Annotated in this window: 17 protein-coding genes; 15 read left to right on the top strand and 2 right to left on the bottom strand. The window is 56.1% G+C overall.

What is annotated here, in order from left to right; all coding sequences use genetic code 11:
- Positions 1–2: 2 nt before the first annotated feature.
- From SD961_RS12125 to SD961_RS12190, 14 genes are all read left to right on the top strand, one after another.
- On the top strand, positions 3–563 hold the full coding sequence (locus tag SD961_RS12125) for a hypothetical protein (RefSeq protein ID WP_318790618.1): 561 nt from the start codon (positions 3–5) through the stop codon (positions 561–563).
- A complete protein-coding gene (locus tag SD961_RS12130) occupies positions 527–1,936 on the top strand; it encodes an AMP-binding protein (RefSeq protein ID WP_318790619.1) in 1,410 nt (469 codons plus the stop codon). The genes SD961_RS12125 and SD961_RS12130 overlap by 37 nt, the downstream gene beginning before the upstream one ends.
- Positions 1,923–2,270, top strand: coding sequence for a hydroxymyristoyl-ACP dehydratase (locus tag SD961_RS12135; protein WP_318790620.1), 348 nt, complete (start codon positions 1,923–1,925; stop codon positions 2,268–2,270). The genes SD961_RS12130 and SD961_RS12135 overlap by 14 nt, the downstream gene beginning before the upstream one ends.
- The gene (locus SD961_RS12140; protein WP_318790621.1) at positions 2,264–3,970 is read left to right on the top strand and encodes a glycosyltransferase family 2 protein; all 1,707 of its coding nucleotides are present in this window, start codon (positions 2,264–2,266) and stop codon (positions 3,968–3,970) included. Before SD961_RS12135 ends, SD961_RS12140 begins: the two co-directional genes overlap by 7 nt.
- Complete coding sequence (locus SD961_RS12145; protein WP_318790622.1) at positions 3,964–4,386, top strand: thioesterase family protein; 423 nt, start codon at positions 3,964–3,966, stop codon at positions 4,384–4,386. Before SD961_RS12140 ends, SD961_RS12145 begins: the two co-directional genes overlap by 7 nt.
- Positions 4,383–4,982, top strand: a complete 600-nt coding sequence (locus tag SD961_RS12150; protein WP_318790623.1) for an outer membrane lipoprotein carrier protein LolA — start codon at positions 4,383–4,385, stop codon at positions 4,980–4,982. Before SD961_RS12145 ends, SD961_RS12150 begins: the two co-directional genes overlap by 4 nt.
- A complete protein-coding gene (locus SD961_RS12155; RefSeq protein WP_318790624.1) occupies positions 4,954–7,272 on the top strand; it encodes an MMPL family transporter in 2,319 nt (772 codons plus the stop codon). Before SD961_RS12150 ends, SD961_RS12155 begins: the two co-directional genes overlap by 29 nt.
- Positions 7,269–7,838, top strand: coding sequence for a DUF3261 domain-containing protein (locus tag SD961_RS12160; RefSeq protein WP_318790625.1), 570 nt, complete (start codon positions 7,269–7,271; stop codon positions 7,836–7,838). The genes SD961_RS12155 and SD961_RS12160 overlap by 4 nt, the downstream gene beginning before the upstream one ends.
- Entirely contained in the window at positions 7,835–8,992 is a 1,158-nt protein-coding gene (locus tag SD961_RS12165; protein WP_318790626.1) for a beta-ketoacyl-[acyl-carrier-protein] synthase family protein, read from the top strand. The genes SD961_RS12160 and SD961_RS12165 overlap by 4 nt, the downstream gene beginning before the upstream one ends.
- Positions 8,985–9,458, top strand: coding sequence for a hotdog family protein (locus SD961_RS12170; protein WP_318790627.1), 474 nt, complete (start codon positions 8,985–8,987; stop codon positions 9,456–9,458). Before SD961_RS12165 ends, SD961_RS12170 begins: the two co-directional genes overlap by 8 nt.
- Positions 9,455–10,186, top strand: coding sequence for a 3-ketoacyl-ACP reductase FabG2 (locus SD961_RS12175; RefSeq protein ID WP_318790628.1), 732 nt, complete (start codon positions 9,455–9,457; stop codon positions 10,184–10,186). The genes SD961_RS12170 and SD961_RS12175 overlap by 4 nt, the downstream gene beginning before the upstream one ends.
- The gene (locus SD961_RS12180) at positions 10,183–11,415 is read left to right on the top strand and encodes a beta-ketoacyl-ACP synthase (protein WP_318790629.1); all 1,233 of its coding nucleotides are present in this window, start codon (positions 10,183–10,185) and stop codon (positions 11,413–11,415) included. Before SD961_RS12175 ends, SD961_RS12180 begins: the two co-directional genes overlap by 4 nt.
- Positions 11,416–12,290: 875 nt before the next feature.
- Positions 12,291–14,498 carry a TonB-dependent siderophore receptor gene (locus tag SD961_RS12185; protein ID WP_318790630.1) on the top strand — a complete coding sequence of 736 codons (2,208 nt, stop codon included), beginning with the start codon at positions 12,291–12,293 and terminating at the stop codon, positions 14,496–14,498.
- A gap of 365 nt (positions 14,499–14,863) precedes the next feature.
- Positions 14,864–15,004 (top strand): hypothetical protein, encoded by a 141-nt coding sequence (locus tag SD961_RS12190; RefSeq protein WP_318790631.1) that lies wholly within the window; start codon positions 14,864–14,866, stop codon positions 15,002–15,004.
- Positions 15,005–15,034: 30 nt separating this feature from the next.
- On the opposite strand, the gene SD961_RS12195 is transcribed toward SD961_RS12190, so the two are convergent.
- A complete protein-coding gene (locus tag SD961_RS12195; RefSeq protein WP_318790632.1) occupies positions 15,035–16,219 on the bottom strand; it encodes a beta-glucosidase in 1,185 nt (394 codons plus the stop codon).
- A 154-nt stretch (positions 16,220–16,373) separates the two neighbouring features.
- Between SD961_RS12195 and SD961_RS12200 the strand changes: the two genes are divergently transcribed.
- Positions 16,374–17,846, top strand: a complete 1,473-nt coding sequence (locus SD961_RS12200; RefSeq protein ID WP_318790633.1) for a phospholipase D family protein — start codon at positions 16,374–16,376, stop codon at positions 17,844–17,846.
- A 53-nt stretch (positions 17,847–17,899) separates the two neighbouring features.
- Here the strand turns inward: SD961_RS12200 and mdoC are convergent, their stop codons facing one another.
- Positions 17,900–19,024, bottom strand: coding sequence for a glucans biosynthesis protein MdoC (mdoC, locus tag SD961_RS12205; protein WP_318790634.1), 1,125 nt, complete (start codon positions 19,022–19,024; stop codon positions 17,900–17,902).
- Positions 19,025–19,123: the final 99 nt, after the last annotated feature.

Genomic DNA, 19,123 nt, shown 5'->3' on the forward strand with positions numbered 1-19,123 from the left:
CGATGTTCAAGGTGTTGCAGGGTGCCAGCGCGCTGATGATGGTCGCCTGGCCGCTTATGGTCTGGCTCTCGCTAACGCATCCTGCCTGGCGCTGGTTGCTGCCTTTTGCCGCCGTGCTGTTTATTCTGCGCTGGCTGATGCTCCGAGGGCGGCAGGGCGCTCTGCCTTTGCTGGTAAAATGGCTGGCGCTGACCGGCGCTGCTTTAAGTCTCAGCACGCTATTTCTGCGGGAAAACAGTCTGCTGTTGTGGTATCCGGTGATGGTCAACGCAGTGATGCTGATGCTGTTTGGCGGTTCATTATTCAGCCGTATGCCGCTGGTAGAGCGCCTGGCCCGGCTGCGTGAACCTGAACTGCCGCCGCGAGGGGTGCGCTGGACACGGCGGGTGACGCAGATCTGGTCTCTGTTTTTTATCGTTAACGGGAGCGTCGCGCTGGCGACCTGCCTGATGAACAATCTTCTCTGGTGGACGTGGTGGAACGGGCTGGTCAGTTATCTGTTGATGGGGCTGTTGATGGCGGGCGAATGGCTGCTGCGGCAGCGAATGAGAAAGCAGGCATGAGCACGCTGGCAGCGAATGAGAAAGCAGGCATGAGCACTCTGCCGGTGGCGCAGTGGCTGAGCACCCCTTATGGCGGGCCAGTGGCGCGACTTGGCACGCAGCTATTCAGCCGTCAGCAGTGGCAGCAGGAGGTGACCGCGCTGGGCCATCGTCTGTTGGCGCATCCCGCCCGGAGATGGGCGCTCTGCTTTGACGACAGTTATCTGTTCAGCGTGGCCCTGCTGGCCGCGCTGCATGCCGGAAAAGTGCCTGTTATCCCCGGCCACTGCCGCGAGTCGCTTTTACAGGAGCAAAGCAGCGAGTTTGACGCCGTGTTAACCGACGGCTGGTTTACGCTTAATTCTCCAATCCTCCAGCTTCCCCTCTCTGCCAATGCAGAAGCCTCTTGCTACTCCGCTCTGCCAGCGTTGAGTTCCGATGCTTTTGTCGTGCTGTTTACCTCCGGCTCTACCGGCGCCCCACGGCAAGTGATCAAGCCGGTGCGCTGTCTTGATGCCGAGGCCCGCTGTCTGGCGGAGTACTGGGTAGATCGCCTGGCGGGCTGCACGGTGATCGCAACTGTCAGCCATCAGCATCTCTATGGCCTCACCTTCCGGCTGATCCTGCCGCTGGCGTTGGGACAGCCCTTTGACTGTCGCCAGATACTCTATAGCGAGCAGCTCTCTGCCCTGGCGGATTCAGAAGATTACGTGTTGATCAGCAGTCCCGCCTTTTTACGCCGACTCGACCTCACCTTGCCTGCGCCGCGCTGCAAGCTGATCGTTTCCGCTGGCGGTGAGCTGCCCTGGTCCTGTGCGCAGGAGGTCAATAGCTGGCTGAAGCAGCCGGTGGAAGAAATTTATGGCAGCACCGAAACCGGCGTGCTGGCGGTGCGTAGCCGCACCTCCGAAAAGCAGCTGTGGCAGCCCTTTGATGGCGTAAATTTCTCGCAGGATGCACAGCAGCGCTGGTGGGCCAGGTCGCCGCTGATCCCCGGGCAGCAAGGGTTGCAGCTGGACGATAAACTGGCGTTTACCAGTGCAGGCTTCCAGCTCGGTGGCCGCTACGATCGCACGGTAAAAGTTGAAGATAAGCGCGTTTCGCTGAGTGAAATTGAGCGACGGCTGCTGGCATTGCCGCAGGTGATGGACGTCGTAGCGCTGGCAGTCCGCCGTCCTGAACGCAGCGGCATTGGCGTGGTGCTGGTGCTGGATGCCGACTACGATGAGAAAACGCTGGCGCAGATGAAGCGCGAATGGCGGCAGGAACTCTGTCGCTGGCTGGAGCCGGTTGCCATCCCGAGGTACTGGCGAATTGTGAACAGTATCCCGCATAACAGCCAAAGCAAGCGTGCCTGGCCACAAATAGAGGAGCTATTTTATGCTGCCCGTTGAGCTTTCCTGTCAGCTACAGGCTGGAAAGGCAGAACTTTTACTGAAGGTTGAGCCAGATCTGTTCTGGTTCCGCGGTCATTTCCCCACGCAACCGCTATTGCCCGGCGTTGCCCAGCTTGACTGGGTAATGCACTACGGCGTGGCATTGCTGGCACCCGGCAGGCAGTTTTCAGCGGTTGAGAATATCAAATTTCAGCAGCCGATCCTGCCGGGCCATGCCCTGAAACTGACGCTGAGCTGGCAGAGTGAGAAAAGCTGCCTGCAGTTCGACTACCAGATTGTGGATGGCGAACAGCCCCAGCGGGCCAGCAGTGGGAAGATCACGCTGTGCTAGCGAACTTTTCCCCCTGCGTGGTGATCCCCTGTTATAACCACGGGGCGACGATGGCTTCAGTGCTGGCAAGGCTGGCGCCTTTTGGCCTGCCGGTGTTTATCATCGACGACGGCAGCGATGAGGCGACGCAGGCCTGCCTGGCAGCAGTAGATCACGAGAACGTTACGCTTATCCGCCTGCCGCAGAATCGCGGCAAGGGCGCGGCAGTGATGCGTGGGCTACAGGCGGCTGCCGCTGCCGGATTCAGCCATGCGCTACAGGTTGACGCTGATGGTCAACATCAGATTGAAGACAGCCCTGCGCTGCTGGCAGAGGCGCGTCAGCATCCGGACTGCCTGATTTCCGGGCAGCCGATCTATGACGACTCGATCCCCAAATCTCGTCTCTATGGCCGTTACATCACCCATTTTTGGGTATGGGTGGAAACCCTGTCGTTTTCCATCAGGGACAGCATGTGTGGATTCCGCGTCTATCCTCTGGCGCCGACGCTGGCACTGGCGACACGGCATCCCATCGGAGAGCGGATGGATTTTGACACTGAAGTCATGGTGCGCCTCTACTGGCGCGGCACGCCAGGCCGTTTTATTCCCACGCGCGTGACCTATCCTGTTGATGGTGTATCGCATTTCGATGCGCTTCATGACAATTTGCGGATCTCCTGGATGCATACGCGTCTGTTTTTCGGCATGCTGCCACGCATCCCATCGCTGCTTAAGCGCCGCCGTGGAGAGCACTGGGCGGGCATAAAAGAGCGTAAAGGGCTGGCGGGCCTGAAATTCATGCTGTGGATTTATCGGTTCTTCGGGCGTGGGTTATTCACCTGTTTGCTCTGGCCCGTTATCGGGTTTTACTGGCTTACCGGCGGCCCCCAGCGGGCGGCTTCCCGTCAGTGGATCAAACATATTCGCCAGTATGCCCGCCAGCAACATCGCACGCTGCCCGGCCGGGTAAACAGTTTCCATCACTATCTTCGTTTTGGCGAATCAATGCTGGAGAAGATTGCCAGCTGGCGGGGCGATCTCCGCTGGGGAAAAGAGATAGATTTTGCCCCCGGCGCGGAAGAGGTCATCGCCAGCGGGAAGCCAGGCGGCAGAGTGATTCTGGCCTCGCATCTTGGTGATATTGAAGCCTGCCGGGCGCTGGCACAGCAGGTGAGCGGGCTGGTGATCAATGCGCTGGTCTTTACCGACAACGCGCAGCGTTTTCGGCAGGTTATGGATGAGATAGCGCCAGAGGCCAGCAGGCATGTAATGCCGGTTACGGACATTGGCCCGGAAACCGCCATTTTGCTGAAGCAGAAGCTGGATGCCGGAGAGTGGATAGCGATAGTCGGTGACCGGACAGCCGTTAATCGTCAGCGAGGCGGAGTAAGACGGGTGATCTGGAGCGACTTTCTCGGCAAGCCCGCCCCTTTTCCACAGGGGCCTTTCGTGCTGGCAGCTGCCCTGCGCTGCCCGGTGCTGCTGATGTTTGCCCTGCGGGAAGAGGGAAAGCTGCGGCTGCATTGCGAACCCTTTGCCGACCCGCTGGTATTACCCCGCGCTACGCGCCAGCAGGCATTACAGCAGGTTGTGGACAGCTATGCCGACAGGCTGGCGCACCATGCGCTGATGGCGCCGCTGGACTGGTTTAATTTTTTCGATTTCTGGCAACTGCCGGAGCAATCGCAAACGGATGAGAAAGAGGAATCACAGTGTTAAACGACCCGCGTTTTTCTGTTGAAGTGGAAATGAGCATTCCTTTTCATGATGTGGATGCCATGGGCGTTGTCTGGCACGGCAACTATTTCCGCTATTTTGAGATTGCCCGCGAAGCGCTGCTACGAAAATTCAATTATGGCTATCGGGAAATGAAAGCCTCCGGCTACCTGTGGCCGGTGGTGGATACGCGGGTGAAATACCGCGCGGTGCTGACCTTTGAACAGACTATTCGCGTGCGTGCCACGCTGGAAGAGATAGAGAACCGGTTGCGTATCGCCTATCAGATCTTTGACGCCCGGAGCGGTAAGCGCCTTACCACTGGTTATACCATTCAGGTCGCGGTGGAAGAGAGCAGCCAGGAGATGAGTTTTGTCTCGCCTCCCATCTTGTTTGAACGTCTGGGAGTGCAGTTATGATCCGCTTTCTGCTTGCCGGACTGCTGCTGTTAAGCGCTGCTGTTCAGGCGGTTACGCTTGACGATCTTCAGCAACGTTTTGCCAGCCAGGCGGTCGTGCGGGCTGATTTCACCCAGCTGCGGGAAATCAAAGGGATGGCACCGCTTAAATCCAGCGGCGAGCTGCTGATTGCCCAGGATAAGGGATTGTGGTGGCATCAGGCCAGGCCTTTCCCCCTGACGCTGGTGCTGGATGACAAGCGCATGATGCAGGTGATGAACGGCCAGGCACCGCAGATCGTCACGGCAGAGAGTAACCCACAGATGTTTCAGTTTAATCATCTGCTGCGTGCGCTGTTCCGGGCCGATCGCCAGGTGCTGGAGCAAAACTTTGCGCTGGATTTTCAGGATCGCGGGCAGGGGAAATGGCAGCTGGTTCTGACGCCAAAAACCTCACCGCTGGATAAATTGTTTAATACCATTACCCTGCAGGGCGCAGCCTGGCTGGAGGCAATTGAGCTGAACGACCGTCAGGGTGATAAAACGGCAATTTCTCTCAACAATCAGCGGACGACGGCCAGTCTGACCAGTGAGGAGCAACAGCGTTTTGTTTTCTGATACGCCACGTCGTCTTGCTCTGGGCTGGCTGACGATCTGCCTGCTGCTGGTCGCCTTGCTGGTGATGCTTTTGCCCAGAGCGACCATTAACAGCAGCGTGCTGGCGCTGCTGCCGGAACAGGCGATGGGGGATATTCCTCCCGAGCTGCAACAGGGCTTTATGCAGCGGCTGGATCGCCAGCTTGTCTGGCTGGTCAGCGCTGGCGAAACTCCCGATCCTGCCGTAGCCAACTGGTATCTGAAGCAGCTACAGGCGCTGCCGATGCTGCAGAATGTACAGGGACCAATGGCGGCTGACAGGCAGCAGGCCTGGGGGAAATTTGCCTGGCAGCACCGCAATGCCCTGATCGATCCGCTCACCCGCACCAGGCTGGAAAACGGCGGTTCGGCGCAGGGCGACTGGGTACTGGGACAGCTCTATTCGGCCTTTGCGGGCGTCAGTGGCCAGGAGCTGTCGCACGACCCGCTGCTGCTGGTGCGCGGTGCGCAGCTGGCGCTACAGCAAAACAGCGGAAAACTTGGCCTGAGCCAGGGCTGGCTGACCACCACCGATAAGCAGGGAAGGGTATGGTATTTCCTGCATGCTGAACTCAGCGGCAGCTCCTTCGATATGCAGCAAAGCCGGGCGATTGTGGCGCAGCTTGCCGATCTTAAAAGTCGTCTGAAGAGAGAGTATCCAGAGGCGCAGCTGCTGGCGCGGGGCACGGTCTGGTTCAGTGATTATGCCAGCCAGCAGGCAAAACACGATGTTTCCACACTGGGGGTTGCCACCGTTATCGGCGTCCTGCTGTTGGTATTTTCCGTGTTTCGCTCGTTTCGTCCGCTGCTGCTTTGCGCTTTGTCGGTAGGCGTTGGGGCGCTGGCCGGGATCGTCGTAACGCTGTTACTGTTTGGCGAACTGCATCTGATGACGCTGGTGATGAGCCTGAGCATTGTCGGTATCTCGGCTGACTACACCCTGTATTATCTGACGGAACGGATGGTTCATGGCATGGAGGCCACGCCTGCAGAGAGCCTGCAAAAAGTGATCCGCGCATTGCTGCTGGCATTAGGCACCACGGCCATTGCCTGGCTGATTATGGTTTTCGCACCCTTTCCGGGAATTCGTCAGCTGGCGGTCTTCGCGGCCGTGGGGCTGACCGCTTCCTGCCTGACGGTGATCTGCTGGTATCCCCTGTTAGTGAAAGGATTGCCGGTTCGTCCGGTCCCGCAGCTGGCCCTGATGGGGCGCTGGTTGGGAAGCTGGCGAAGAGATCTCCGGATGCGCCTTGGCCTGCCGTTGCTGGTGGCGGCCATTTCACTCCTCGGTCTGGCAAAGCTGCAGGTGAATGATGATATCTCGCAGCTACAGGCTCTGCCGCCAGCGTTGCTGGCTCAGGAGAAACAGGTAACGCAGCTGACCGGACAAAGCGCCGATCAGACCTGGATGGTGGTATATGGCGACACGCCGGAGCAGACGCTGCAACGGCTGGAGGCGCTTGCGCCTGAACTGGAGAAGGCCAAATCGCACCAGTGGCTGAAACAGTATCGTCTGTTGCCGCTCGCCTCTTTACAACAGCAGCACCAGGATAACCTTCTGCTCAGCAAGGCCGCGCCTCAGGTGATGGCGCAGTTGCGGCAGGCGGGTGTACAGATTGCCGCGCCGGATCTTTCAGCCATGACAGTAACGCCAGAGCAATGGCTTAACAGCCCAAACAGCGAGGGCTGGCGTCTGCTCTGGCTTTCTGTTGCGGAAGGGCGTAGCGGTGTGCTGGTGCCGGTAGAAGGGGTGAGCAACAGCGCCGCACTGGCCGCGCTGGCTAAAAGCATGCCGGGCGTCAGCTGGATCGATCGCAAAGCCACCTTTGATCGGCTCTTTGCCTTTTACCGCACGCTGCTGGGCTGGCTGCTTGCCGCGGCGCTGATCGCCATCGCGCTGAGCTATATGTTACGGCTGGGCTTACGGCAGGGGGCAATCAGCGTGCTGCCCTCGGTGTTGTCGCTGGGAGGAGGACTTGCTGCATTGTCGCTTTCAGGGCATTCACTGAACCTCTTCTCTCTGCTGGCGCTGGTTCTGGTACTGGGGATTGGCATTAATTACACCCTGTTCTTCAGTAATCCCCGTGGCACGCCGATAACCTCATTGCTGGCGGTGACGCTGGCCATGGCGACAACCTTACTGACGCTGGGCATGCTGGTTTTCAGCAGCACTCAGGCCATCGCCAGCTTTGGCATTGTGTTATGCAGCGGCATTTTTACCGCATTTTTACTGGCTCCCCTTGCTATGCCGCCTAAAAGGAAAAAGAGATGAGAGCGACTGCCGTGGCTGCGCTGGCCCTGCTGCTGCTGGCGGGTTGTGCCAGCAAACCTGATGAAACCCGTCCTGAAGCCTGGCTGAAGCCTGGCGTTAGGGTGACGCTGCCCGCGCCGGGCATTGAACCCGCCTTCACTGAGCAACAGCTGCTGACCGGGACTTTTAAAGGCAAAAAACAGTCCCTGCTGGTGCTGCTTAGCGCACAGAGTCAGCAACTGACGCTGGCAGGGCTTTCCTCGCTGGGGATCCGGCTGTTCAGGGTAACTTACGACAGCAGCGGCATTCATACTGAACAGTCGATTGTTCTGCCAGAGATGCCGCCAGCCAGCCAGGTGCTGGCAGATATCATGCTGAGCCACTGGCCCATAGCGGCATGGCAATCCCACCTGCCAGCAGGCTGGACGCTGAAAGAGGGAGAGGAGCGCCGCCAGTTGCGCGACCCGCAGGGCAAACTGGTTACCGAAATCCGCTATCTGCAGCGCGGCGACAGGCGTGAACCTGTCAGCATTCAGCAGTTTGCGTTTGGCTATCAAATACTTATTCAACATCTGGATGCGCAATGATTTACATTTCGGCGGTGGGCATGCTCAGTGCGCTGGGAAACGATATGGCGACTACGGCTATTAATCTGGCGGGGAATTTCGCACCCGGCATGCGTCCGGACAGCGGCTGGCTGCTGCATGGTAAACCCTGCTGGACGGGTAAGGTGGATGCCGATCTGCCTGAGATACCTGAACCCTTTGCCGCGCACCGCAGCCGGAATAACCAGCTACTGCTGGCCGCTTTGCAACAAATCCAGCCACAGGTCGATGAGGCGATCGCCACCTTTGGCCGTGACCGTATCGCTGTTGTGCTTGGCACCAGCACCTCCGGTCTGAACGAAGCGGATAACCGGGTCGCCGAGCAGGCTGAAAATTATCACTATTATCAGCAGGAGTTGGGCGATCCGGCGCGTTTTCTGGCGAACTATCTGGCGCTCGCTGGCCCCGCCTACACGCTTTCCACCGCCTGCTCCTCCAGCGCCCGGGCGTTGATCAGCGGGCAGCGGTTGCTAGAGGCCGGACTGGCGGATGTGGCGATTGTTGGCGGTGCAGATACGCTGAGCCGCATGCCGGTTAACGGTTTTGACAGCCTGGAGTCGCTCTCGCCGACGCAATGCGCCCCGTTCAGCAAGCAACGGGACGGCATTACCATTGGCGAAGGCGCGGCATTGATGGTGCTGACCAAAACGCCTCAGGCCGTTGCTATCCTGGGCGTGGGTGAATCTTCTGATGCGTACCATATGTCCGCGCCACATCCTCAGGGCGAAGGGGCAATTCGGGCGATTAGGATGGCGCTTAAGCAGGCGAATCTGGCGCCTGGCGCGCTGGGTTATATCAATCTGCACGGCACCGCCACGCGGCTGAACGATCGGATCGAAGCGGATGTGGTCAGCCAGATCTTTGGCGACACCGTTCCCTGTAGTTCCACCAAGCATCTGACAGGGCATACGCTGGGCGCAGCGGGCATTTGCGAAGCGGCGATAAGCTGGCTGCTGCTTACTCAGCCTGTGCCGCTGCCGCCGCAGAATTTCACCCTCTCTGTTCAGGATGATACCCTGGCAGAGTGTGGGCTGTTACGCCAGGCTCGCCCACTCTCCGGCTCCGCGATAATGAGTAACTCTTTTGCCTTTGGAGGCAACAATACCTGCCTGATTCTGGGAAAGCATAATGGTTGACTATAAACGGGCGGCTGACTATCTGCCGCATGATGCGCCAATGGTGCTGGTGGAAAAGGTTCTCTGGGTAAGCGAAGAGAGTGCCTGCTGCCAGGTAACAGTGGGTGAGGGCGTGCTGTCGCCTTTTCTGAATGCTGAGGGTGATCTGCCTGCCTGGTTTGGCATTGAAATCATCGCTCAGACCATTGGCGTCTGGTCCGGCTGGCACGGGCGTACGCAAAATGAGTATAAGCCCTCTCCGGGAATGCTGTTAGGCGGCAGGGGATACCGCTGCCAGGCGGCCGTTTTCCCCGCAGGGGTCACGCTTGAAGTCACCGTCACGCTTTTAATGCGCGATGAGAAAATTGGCAGCTTCGAGGGTGCCATCACGATTAATGGCGAACGCTACGCCAGCGGCAGGTTGAACACTTATCAGCCTGACCGGGAAGAACTCAACCAACTTATGCAACAGGGTAATAACCAATGACACGTTCTGTACTGGTCACGGGTGGCAGCAAAGGCATTGGCCGGGCGATAGCTCTGCGTCTGGCTGCCGAAGGTTTTAACGTCGTTGTGCATTATCACAGCGACCGTGCGGGAGCCGAAGAGACGCTGCGCCAGATGCAACAGGCGGGCGGCGAAGGGCGCGCTCTGGGTTTTGATATCGCCAACAGAGAGCAGTGCCGCACGCTGATAGAGCAGGACATTGCCGATTTTGGCGCCTATTACGGCGTGGTCAGCAATGCGGGGATTACCCGCGATGGCGCGTTTCCTGCCCTGAGCGAAGAGGACTGGGACAGCGTGATCCATACCAATCTGGACAGTTTCTACAACGTTATTCACCCCTGTATCATGCCGATGATAGGTCTGCGCAAAGGGGGACGTATTATTACGCTGTCGTCCGTTTCCGGGCTGATGGGCAATCGCGGTCAGGTCAATTACAGCGCGGCTAAGGCGGGCATTATTGGTGCCACCAAAGCGCTGGCGATTGAGCTGGCAAAACGCAAAATCACCGTGAACTGTATCGCACCGGGTCTGATCGATACCGGGATGATCCAGATAGAGCCGGAGGCGGTTGCAGAGGCGATGAGAATGATCCCGATGAAACGGATGGGGCAGGCTGATGAAGTGGCTGGTCTGGCGAGCTATCTGATGTCGGATATCGCGGGCTACGTGACCCGTCAGGTCATCTCGATCAATGGAGGTATGTTGTGATCCGCCGGGTTGTGGTGACGGGAATGGGCGGTGTGACGGCATTCGGCAACAGCTGGCCGGAAATTTCCGCGAGAATGCGTGCCGGGCGTAATGCGGTGCGCAAGATGCCGGAATGGCAGGTCTATGATGGGCTTAATACGCTTTTAGGCGCGCCGGTTGATGATTTCACCCTGCCGCAGCATTACACACGTAAACGCATCCGTTCAATGGGTCGGGTTTCACTGATGGCAACCCGCGCCAGTGAACTCGCGCTGGAGCAGGCCGGACTGCTGGAACATCCCGTGCTGAACAACGGCGAGACCGGTATCGCTTACGGCTCATCAACCGGCAGTACTGGCCCGGTGAGCGAATTTGCCACCATGCTGACCGAGAAGCATACCAATAACATTACCGGCACCACTTACGTGCAGATGATGCCGCATACGGCTGCGGTGAATACCGGTCTGTTCTTTGGGCTGCGTGGGCGGGTGATCCCGACATCCAGTGCCTGCACATCCGGCAGCCAGGCCATAGGCTATGCATGGGAAGCGATCCGACATGGTTATCAGACGGTGATGGTGGCAGGCGGGGCAGAGGAGCTTTGTCCGTCAGAAGCGGCGGTTTTCGATACGTTGTTTGCTACCAGCCAACGCAACGATGCGCCAGAAACCACTCCTTCACCTTTCGATAAACAGCGGGATGGTCTGGTTATAGGCGAGGGCGCAGGTACGCTGGTGCTGGAAGAGCTGGAGCATGCAAAGGCTCGTGGTGCGACGATTTATGCGGAGATAGTTGGGTTTTATACCAACTGTGATGCGGCGCATATTACGCAACCTCAGCGTGAAACCATGCAGATTTGTATTGAAGGCGCGCTGAAAATGACCGGGTTAACTGCCAGTGATATCGGTTATATCAACGCCCATGGTACGGCAACCGATCGGGGTGATGTGGCCGAGAGCCTGGCCACGGCGGCAATTTTTGGTAACGGTACGCCGATCTCTTCCTTCAAGAGCTATTTCGGCCATACGCTGGGCGCTTGTGGTGCGCTGGAGGCCTGGCTGAGCATTGAAATGATGCGGGAAGGGTGGTTTGCGCCCACGCTGAATCTCACCGATCCTGCTGAAGATTGCGGCAAGCTGGATTACATCATGCACCAGCCGCGTGAGTTGCAAACCGATTATGTGCAGTCGAATAATTTCGCGTTTGGCGGCATCAATACCTCGCTCATTTTCCGCCGCTGGGCGGAATAGAGATCAAATATGGGATGCCACCCATTGAATTCGGCATTGTTGGTGGGTTTGGCGGTCACACAGGTCAAAACCGGGTTCGGTGCAAAGGTGTCGCCCCGGAGTGCCTTATCCGAGACGCCGTAGTGCGAAAGGTTAACTTTGATATGTTGCGCGGCATTAGCGCAAGCCTGGATGCCGCATCCCTGCGGCATACACTCGGCTAATGCACTCCGGGGTGCCACCCATTGAATTCAGTGCTGTTGGTGGGCCTGGCGTTCACACAGGTTAAAACCAGATTTGAAGCTGGTTTTGGTTTTAGTTTTGGTTTTAGTTTTGGACCTGGACCTGGACCTGGACCTGGACCTGGACCTGGACCTGGGCCTGGACCTGGACGTTGGTTTTCTGTAACAGGCAACACCAATGCCGTGGGGAAGGGAGAGGGGGCTGATAAGCAAAAGCTAAGCGGCATGGACGCCGCTTCGCAGCCCCCACGGAGGGGTTCACGGCGTTTTTGTGTTCAGCCCCCTCTCCCTGACCTGGCTACATATCCCTCAGACAACGTGCCTTTAAAACAAGCCATATAAAACTCCATCATCCCGAACCGTACCACCAGTTCACCCAGACAACATACCCTTACCTCAAGCCACATAACTCCCATCGTCCCGAACCGTGCCACCACTTCCTCCAGATAACGTGCCCTTACGCCTGACCTTATCACCAAAACATTCGGTCATTGCGCCTTACTGCTGAAACATCTTCCCCGCATATCCGGTAAAAACTGGTCACTTCCGATCCCGTTAATGCTGCATTTTTGACTTGCAATTAAGACACTTCTGGAGATAATCGCAATCCGAATAATAATGATTATCAATTGTATTAATTATCAGGGAATTGTAATGGCGACCCTCTCTTCACATCAGAATGGTTTTAAATTAACGCTACTGGCTGCCTTTATTGCGGCCGTGACTGCGCCTGCCTGGGCAGCGAACAGTGACGGTTCTGCCGCGAAAAAAGCGGAAAATCCCGAAGACACCATGACCGTAGTGGCTACGCCGGATGAGAGCTTCAAAGCTGGCGGCGACCAACTGGTACCTGCTTATCTGGATGGCCAGGTTGCTAACGGTGGGCGGTTGGGCATGCTGGGCGAACAGGAAGCCAAAAACGTACCGTTTAACGTTATTGGCTACACCTCTAAAATGATCCAGGATCAGCAGGCTACAACACTGAAAGATGTGGTAGCCAATGATGCATCAGTACAGAACGTGCAGGGCTACGGTAACTTTGCGGAAACTTATCGCATCCGTGGGTTTGATCTGGATGGCGATGATATGACGCTGGGTGGATTACCGGGCGTGATGCCTCGTCAGGTTGTCTCCACGCAAATGATCGATCGCGTTGAAGTCTTCAAAGGCTCGAATGCTTTAATCAATGGTTCCGCCTCTTCTGGCGTCGGTGGCATGATCAACCTTGAACCTAAACATGCTGAAGAGATCCCGCTGACGCGTCTGGGAGTGGATTACACCTCTTCGTCGCAGGTGGGGACCACGCTGGATACGGGTCGCCGCTTTGGCGATAACAATCAGTGGGGCGTACGGGTTAACCTGATGCACCGTGAAGGCGAAACGGCAGTGGATAATGAAAAACGCCGGGCTACCCTTGCCTCATTAGGACTGGATTATCGTGGCGATAAACTGCGAACCTCGCTGGATCTGGGTTATCAAAAACAGGCTTACCACGGCGGAAGACTGGGCGTAAACATCAGCGGTGTGGACTTCATACCGGAAGTTCCTCGCGCTACCAGCAACTACAGCCAGGATTGGGTCTACAGCGATCTGGAAAGCGAATTCGGCATGGCGCGTGCCGAATATGATATTACGCCGGACTGGACGATCTATGGCGCAACGGGTGGACAGCACTCGCATGAAACGGGCGCTTATGCCTCGCCGAAACTCACCGATGCAGACGGCTCAGCCACCATTGGGCGCATGGACACCAACAAAATTGTCGATGCTTTCAGCGGCATGGCGGGGATCCGCGGTAAATTCGACACGGGCGTGGTCAGCCACAGCGTTAATGTTGGTTATGCCGCTCAGACCAAACGCGAAAAAACCGCTTATGGTATGGCGCTGACCTCTTCAGCCACCAATATCTACAACACCACGGCGGTAGCGGCTCCGGCTAACACCTTCTTCGGCGGCGACCTTGATGACCCTCGTCCAACCAGCCGTATCCGCACGGAAGGTTTGCTGCTTTCCGATACGCTGGGCTTTGTTGATGACAAAATCCTGTTAACCGTTGGCGCGCGCCATCAGAAAGTTGTGGTGCGTAACTATGCTTACGGCACGGCAGCTGAAGACACGGATGCACGCTTTACCCAGTCTCGCTGGACGCCGGGCTATGGCCTGGTGGTGAAGCCCTGGGAAACCGTCTCGTTCTATGCGAACCATATCGAGGCCTTACAGCCTGGCGAAACTGCTTCTACGGGGGCGGTCAACGTCGGACAAGTCACCGGGATTTCACTCTCTAAACAGAACGAAATCGGCATGAAAGTCGATTACGGTAATATTGGCGGATCGCTGGCACTGTTTGAAATCAAAAAGCCGAAAGGCATTATCAACCAGCAAACGAATGTTTTTGGCCTGTATGGTGAACAGCGTAACCGCGGCGTTGAGCTGAACGTCTTCGGCGAGCCTCTCTATGGCGTGCGGTTAAACGGCAGCGCAACCTGGCTTGATCCTGAGATGAGTAAAACAGAAGGGGGCGCCTATGACGGCAAAAATGCTGTCGGCGTGGCGAATTTCTACACCGTGCTGAGTGCGGAGTATGATATCAAACCTGTGGAAGGCCTGACGGCGCTGGCTCGGCTGACCCACTCCGGCTCGCAGTATGCTAACGAAGCGAACACGAAAAAGCTCGACAGTTATACCACGCTGGATCTGGGTATGCGTTACCGGATGAAAGTGCAGCAGAATGAACTGACCTGGCGTCTGGCTGTGGAAAACGTCACCAACGAAAAGTACTGGTCGGGGGTGGAGAGCTATGGCACCTACATCTATCAGGGAGATCCGCGTGAGTTAAAGCTTTCGCTCTCTTACGATTTCTGATCCTGAAGGGCCGCACCAGCGGCCCATTTTATTACCAGAAAGAAATGCGTCGGAATAGCGACATAAGCCGGTTCAACGGCTGAATTTAAGCGCTTAAGTCTGGCCTTCTGCGAAAAATTTTTATTTCCGGCTTCTCAGCAGACTGACCATTTTATCAGGGTCAGACTATGCTATAGTACAGTCTTCCTGATATCAGGGGAGAGGGAATCGATTGACAGGGAAAAGTCAAAGCAAAAATTTTGCTGCGAAATTTTTGTAATCCCCTGAATAAATTATGGATCATCCGGTTTCGCCCAATGAAGGCGAGCCTATAAAATATACTGGCTTCAGACAGGGGACGTTGGGCCAGCAGATGATGATAAAAAATGAACAACCGTTCTGAACACGATTTTTCCGAAGAGCCCCACTTATCGCTGGACGATGCTCAGTTCGCTATCGTTGCTCTCGCCCTCACGTCATTTACGCTGATCGTTTTTGTGTTGATCATCACCCTGTGGATGACCTGACCAACCGCCTGCCCATGGTTAAGATGGCCTTCACTCAGGACTGGATTCAGAGGATGAGGGCCGATCGGCCTGCTTCATCTTGATTAACTGACTGCGGATCTCAAGGGCATAAGGTTCATAAATCGTTCTGTTGCCGTTAGCATCGGGCAGACCAAACAGGCCGCCGGGTGAACGCCGCGCGTCCGCCCAGGCAGGATAGTCAACGGCTGGAAAAAGAGAGATGCCCTCCACCTGCACGCTTTTATCCAGTGCCGCGCTCGTTTGCTCTACAACATATTTCAGCCAGGGCACGCGCTTGTCACCCTCGGCGCCCGTTTCCGCAATCAGCAATGGGCGCTGGTAACGCTGCCAAATCTCCTCCAGTAAAGAGGCGAGTGAACGATATTCGGGCTGATGCGGCTCAAGCGGTTCACCCGTGATATACCACTGATTATCGGGATACCAGGTCACCCCTACAACATCGAACAGGGAAAGATCGCCCCCTAATTCCGGTTGCAGACGACCGCAAAGCATATCCCACGCCTCAAACTGCGCCTCATGTTGCTGACGGGCATTCTGCTGGCTGGCGTCCGAATGTTCCGCAGTCGCTACATGAACCAGCGGATCGGTCAGCACGAATTTTGCCGCTGGCAACTCTTCCCGAATGGCGCGCATAGCTGCCAGAGAGGCACGAACCAGCTGCTGCTTTAATTCTCTGCCACGGCCCGTTACGCCAGGATTGAACCAGGCTACGTCACCTCCGGCCCAGGACCAGAAAGAGATCTGGTTCATTGGGGTGATAAAGGGGGCGTCAAATCCTTCATCACGCATCAGGCAGGCGGCCGCGCGGGCAAAAGCGGCAAAACGATCTATAAACTCCGGCTGCCAGATATCCAGCCCCGAGGGCCAGCCAAAATGCGCCAGCTCCCAGATCATCTCTATTTCGTGTTTTTTTGCTGCATGTAACATCGGCAAAAAGGTAGACCAGTCATATTCGCCAGGCTGTTTCTCTATCAGATACCAGCGGGCACCGTCCCGGGCGGTCAGCAAATTTTCTGCTGCCAGTTGCGCATAATCTTTATTAAGTAGCGTATCGTGACCGCTGTTGACCACCAGGTCCACACGCTTGCCTTCGTCACGACAGGCGGTTGAGCAGGCAAAACTGCCCTGAAAGAAGCTTTTGAACAGCGTTGGCTGGTGGCGCTGGGTGGCAGGGGTTAGCGTGTCGGTATTCATGGCATCTTCCTCTTCGCAAGGGCTATCGCAACGCACTGCGCTAAGTCTAGACTACCTGGCTAAACTGACCGCAATCAGAACAGTCGCATGACAAAGTCACTCAACTGCATTGATAATAGATCCAGCAGGAATTTCCCTGAACTAAGGACAATTGATGGCTGAAGCCTACACCCCGGAACCCTACGAGCCAGCCTTTGAGCACTCCCGGCTGACCCGTGCCGTATCGCCGCTGGTGGAAAATCACCCTGAACACAGCGGCATCCATCCTCTTGAAGATGGGCTTGATGCCTTTGCCGCCCGCTATCTGTTGATGAGTATGGCAGAGCATACGCTGGATATTCAGTACTATATCTGGCAGAACGATATGTCTGGCAGGTTGCTGTTCAGCGCCGTGTTGGAGGCTGCCGATCGGGGGGTTCAGGTCCGTTTGCTGTTGGATGACAACAACACCATGGGGCTGGATGAGACGTTAAGTCAGCTCTCTAAACATAAAAATATCCAGATCCGCCTCTTTAATCCCTTTTCTTTTCGTACGCTGCGGGCGCTGGGTTATCTGACCGATTTTGCCCGGCTCAACCGCCGTATGCACAACAAAAGTTTCACCGTAGATGGGGAAGCGACCATTGTCGGCGGACGCAACGTGGGCGATGAATATTTTGGAGCGGGCGAAGCGCCACTCTTTTCTGACCTGGACGTGCTGGCCATCGGGCCGGTGGTTGGGGAAGTTGAAAAAGATTTTGAACGCTACTGGATGAGCCGTGCCGTTGAACCTTTTAACAAGGTGGTTGATATTGATGAGGAGCTGGCACAAGCCGCCGTCAGGCTGCCCGAAGCCTGGCGCAACGATCCGCAGGTAGAACGTTATCTTGAACGCATCCACGCTTCCTCCTTTGTTACGCAGCTGGAAGCGGGCGATCTGCCGCTGGTCTGGGCGCAAACGCGTCTGCTGAGCGACGATCCCCGTAAAGGGCTGGGTAAGGCTAAAGCGGGATCGTTACTGCCGCAGCGCATGCTGGAAGTGATTGGCAAACCTCAGTCGCAGTTCGATATCATCTCCGCCTATTTTGTGCCGACCCGCGCCGGTGTGGCGCAACTGCTTTCGCTGGTGAGAAACGGCGTAAAGATCGCCATTCTGACTAACTCTCTGGCTGCGAATGATGTCTCTATAGTGCATGCGGGCTATGCCAAATGGCGTAAGAAGCTGCTGCGGCACGGCATCACCCTCTATGAACTCAAGCCGCACTCCGACACGCGTGAAGCGCCCCATGACCGTGGCCTCACCGGTAATTCAGGCTCCAGCCTGCATGCCAAAACTTTCAGCGTGGACAACGAAAAAGTCTTTATCGGATCGTTCAATTTTGATCCCCGTTCAGCCATGCTGAACACCGAGATGGGTTTTGTTATCGAGAGCGAAACGCTGGCCAGCAGCATTCACCAACGCTTTATTAAACAGATACAGGAACGTGCCTGGACGCTGCGCCTGGATAAGTGGGGGCGGGTGAACTGGGTGGAATACCCTGGCGAAGGTGAAAGAGAACAGGTTCATAAACATGAACCCCGTACCCGCTTTATGCAGCGGCTGCTGGTGCGACTGGTATGGCGTTTGCCTATCGAGTGGTTGCTTTAGGCAGGCGGTGGGTCGGGTAAAAGAAAAGGGCGGAAATTATCCGCCCTTTCTATTCAGCGCTGCGGTTTACCTGAGAACAGGAAGCGCAGAAACGGAATACGCAGGTGGATCTCGTAAAGGAGAAACGCGATGCCAAACACAAAAAGCAGCCCGGTAAAGAAGCCCAGGGTGTTACTGGTGATATGGGGCACCAGGAAGATGCCATACAGAATGGTCAGCGGATGGTGCACAAGGTAAATAAAAAGCGAGGCGTTGACCAGATAAGTCACGCGAGGCGAATGGGAATTAAGCAGGCGGTGGCCCAGTGAGAAGACCACATTCACCATCCACAGACCCATAGTCATGGAAACAATGGCATCAATCTCATAGAGCCACCCTTCGCCTTTGCTGTAAGTCTGGTTCAGAACATAGGCAACGAAAGCCAGAGCGGAGCCGATAAACGTCCAGGGCACAGGTTTGACAAACAGCGCCTTAAGCGCCGGATATTTCCAGGAGAGGGCGCCCAGCACGAAGAACGGCAGGAAGAACAGGGATTGCATTACCGCATAGTTAAACAGCCCGTCGCTCAGCATTAGCGGAGCATAAAGGAACAACAGATGGCGAATCGCTCCCCACGCGAGGGCGCAAAGCAGAATGGCAAAAGTTAATTTCGTCCAGGTAACCTCGGAATACTCTGTTTTTGCTCCTTTACCGTCACGCAGCCATTTGAATAACCACAGACCGAGGGTGGTCAGAACCACCAGCACCAGCAGGAACCAGAGGTGCGAAATCAAATCCCATGCAAGGGCGTTAAATTTTTGGTAAAGAGAGAAGCCATGCCAGTCACCTATCTTGCTGGTCCAGGCCTTAATCATAAAGAACTGCGGCACCGTCAGAAGAGGGATGGCCGCCAGCATAGGGATACCTACGCGTTCCAGCCTCACTTTCAGCCACTCTCCGGAACTGTAGCGCAGATAGAGCATGTAGGAAAAATAGCCGGAAATGACGAAAAACACCTGCATGCGGAAAGCATGAATAAAATCATTTAGCAGGGTAAGCCATTCAGAAGGTGCTGGACTATTAACCGACCAGAGCTGCGTGGAATAAATCAGGGAGACGTGAAAGGGCACGCCCAACAACATTAAATAAGCCCTGATTGAATCAAAAAAATATTCTCTTTCCTGTTTCTTTGTCGTCATAATCATCCAGTATTCAACACGTTATTGCAGTGGTTCACCCTGAACCACGCTAAAGCTTAACGCTCACTTTAGGCGAGAATTGGCGAGTATACTATCAGG

It is taken from the genome of Erwinia sp. MMLR14_017 (assembly GCF_033657285.1).
In the GTDB taxonomy this organism is placed as follows: Bacteria; Pseudomonadota; Gammaproteobacteria; order Enterobacterales; family Enterobacteriaceae; genus Erwinia.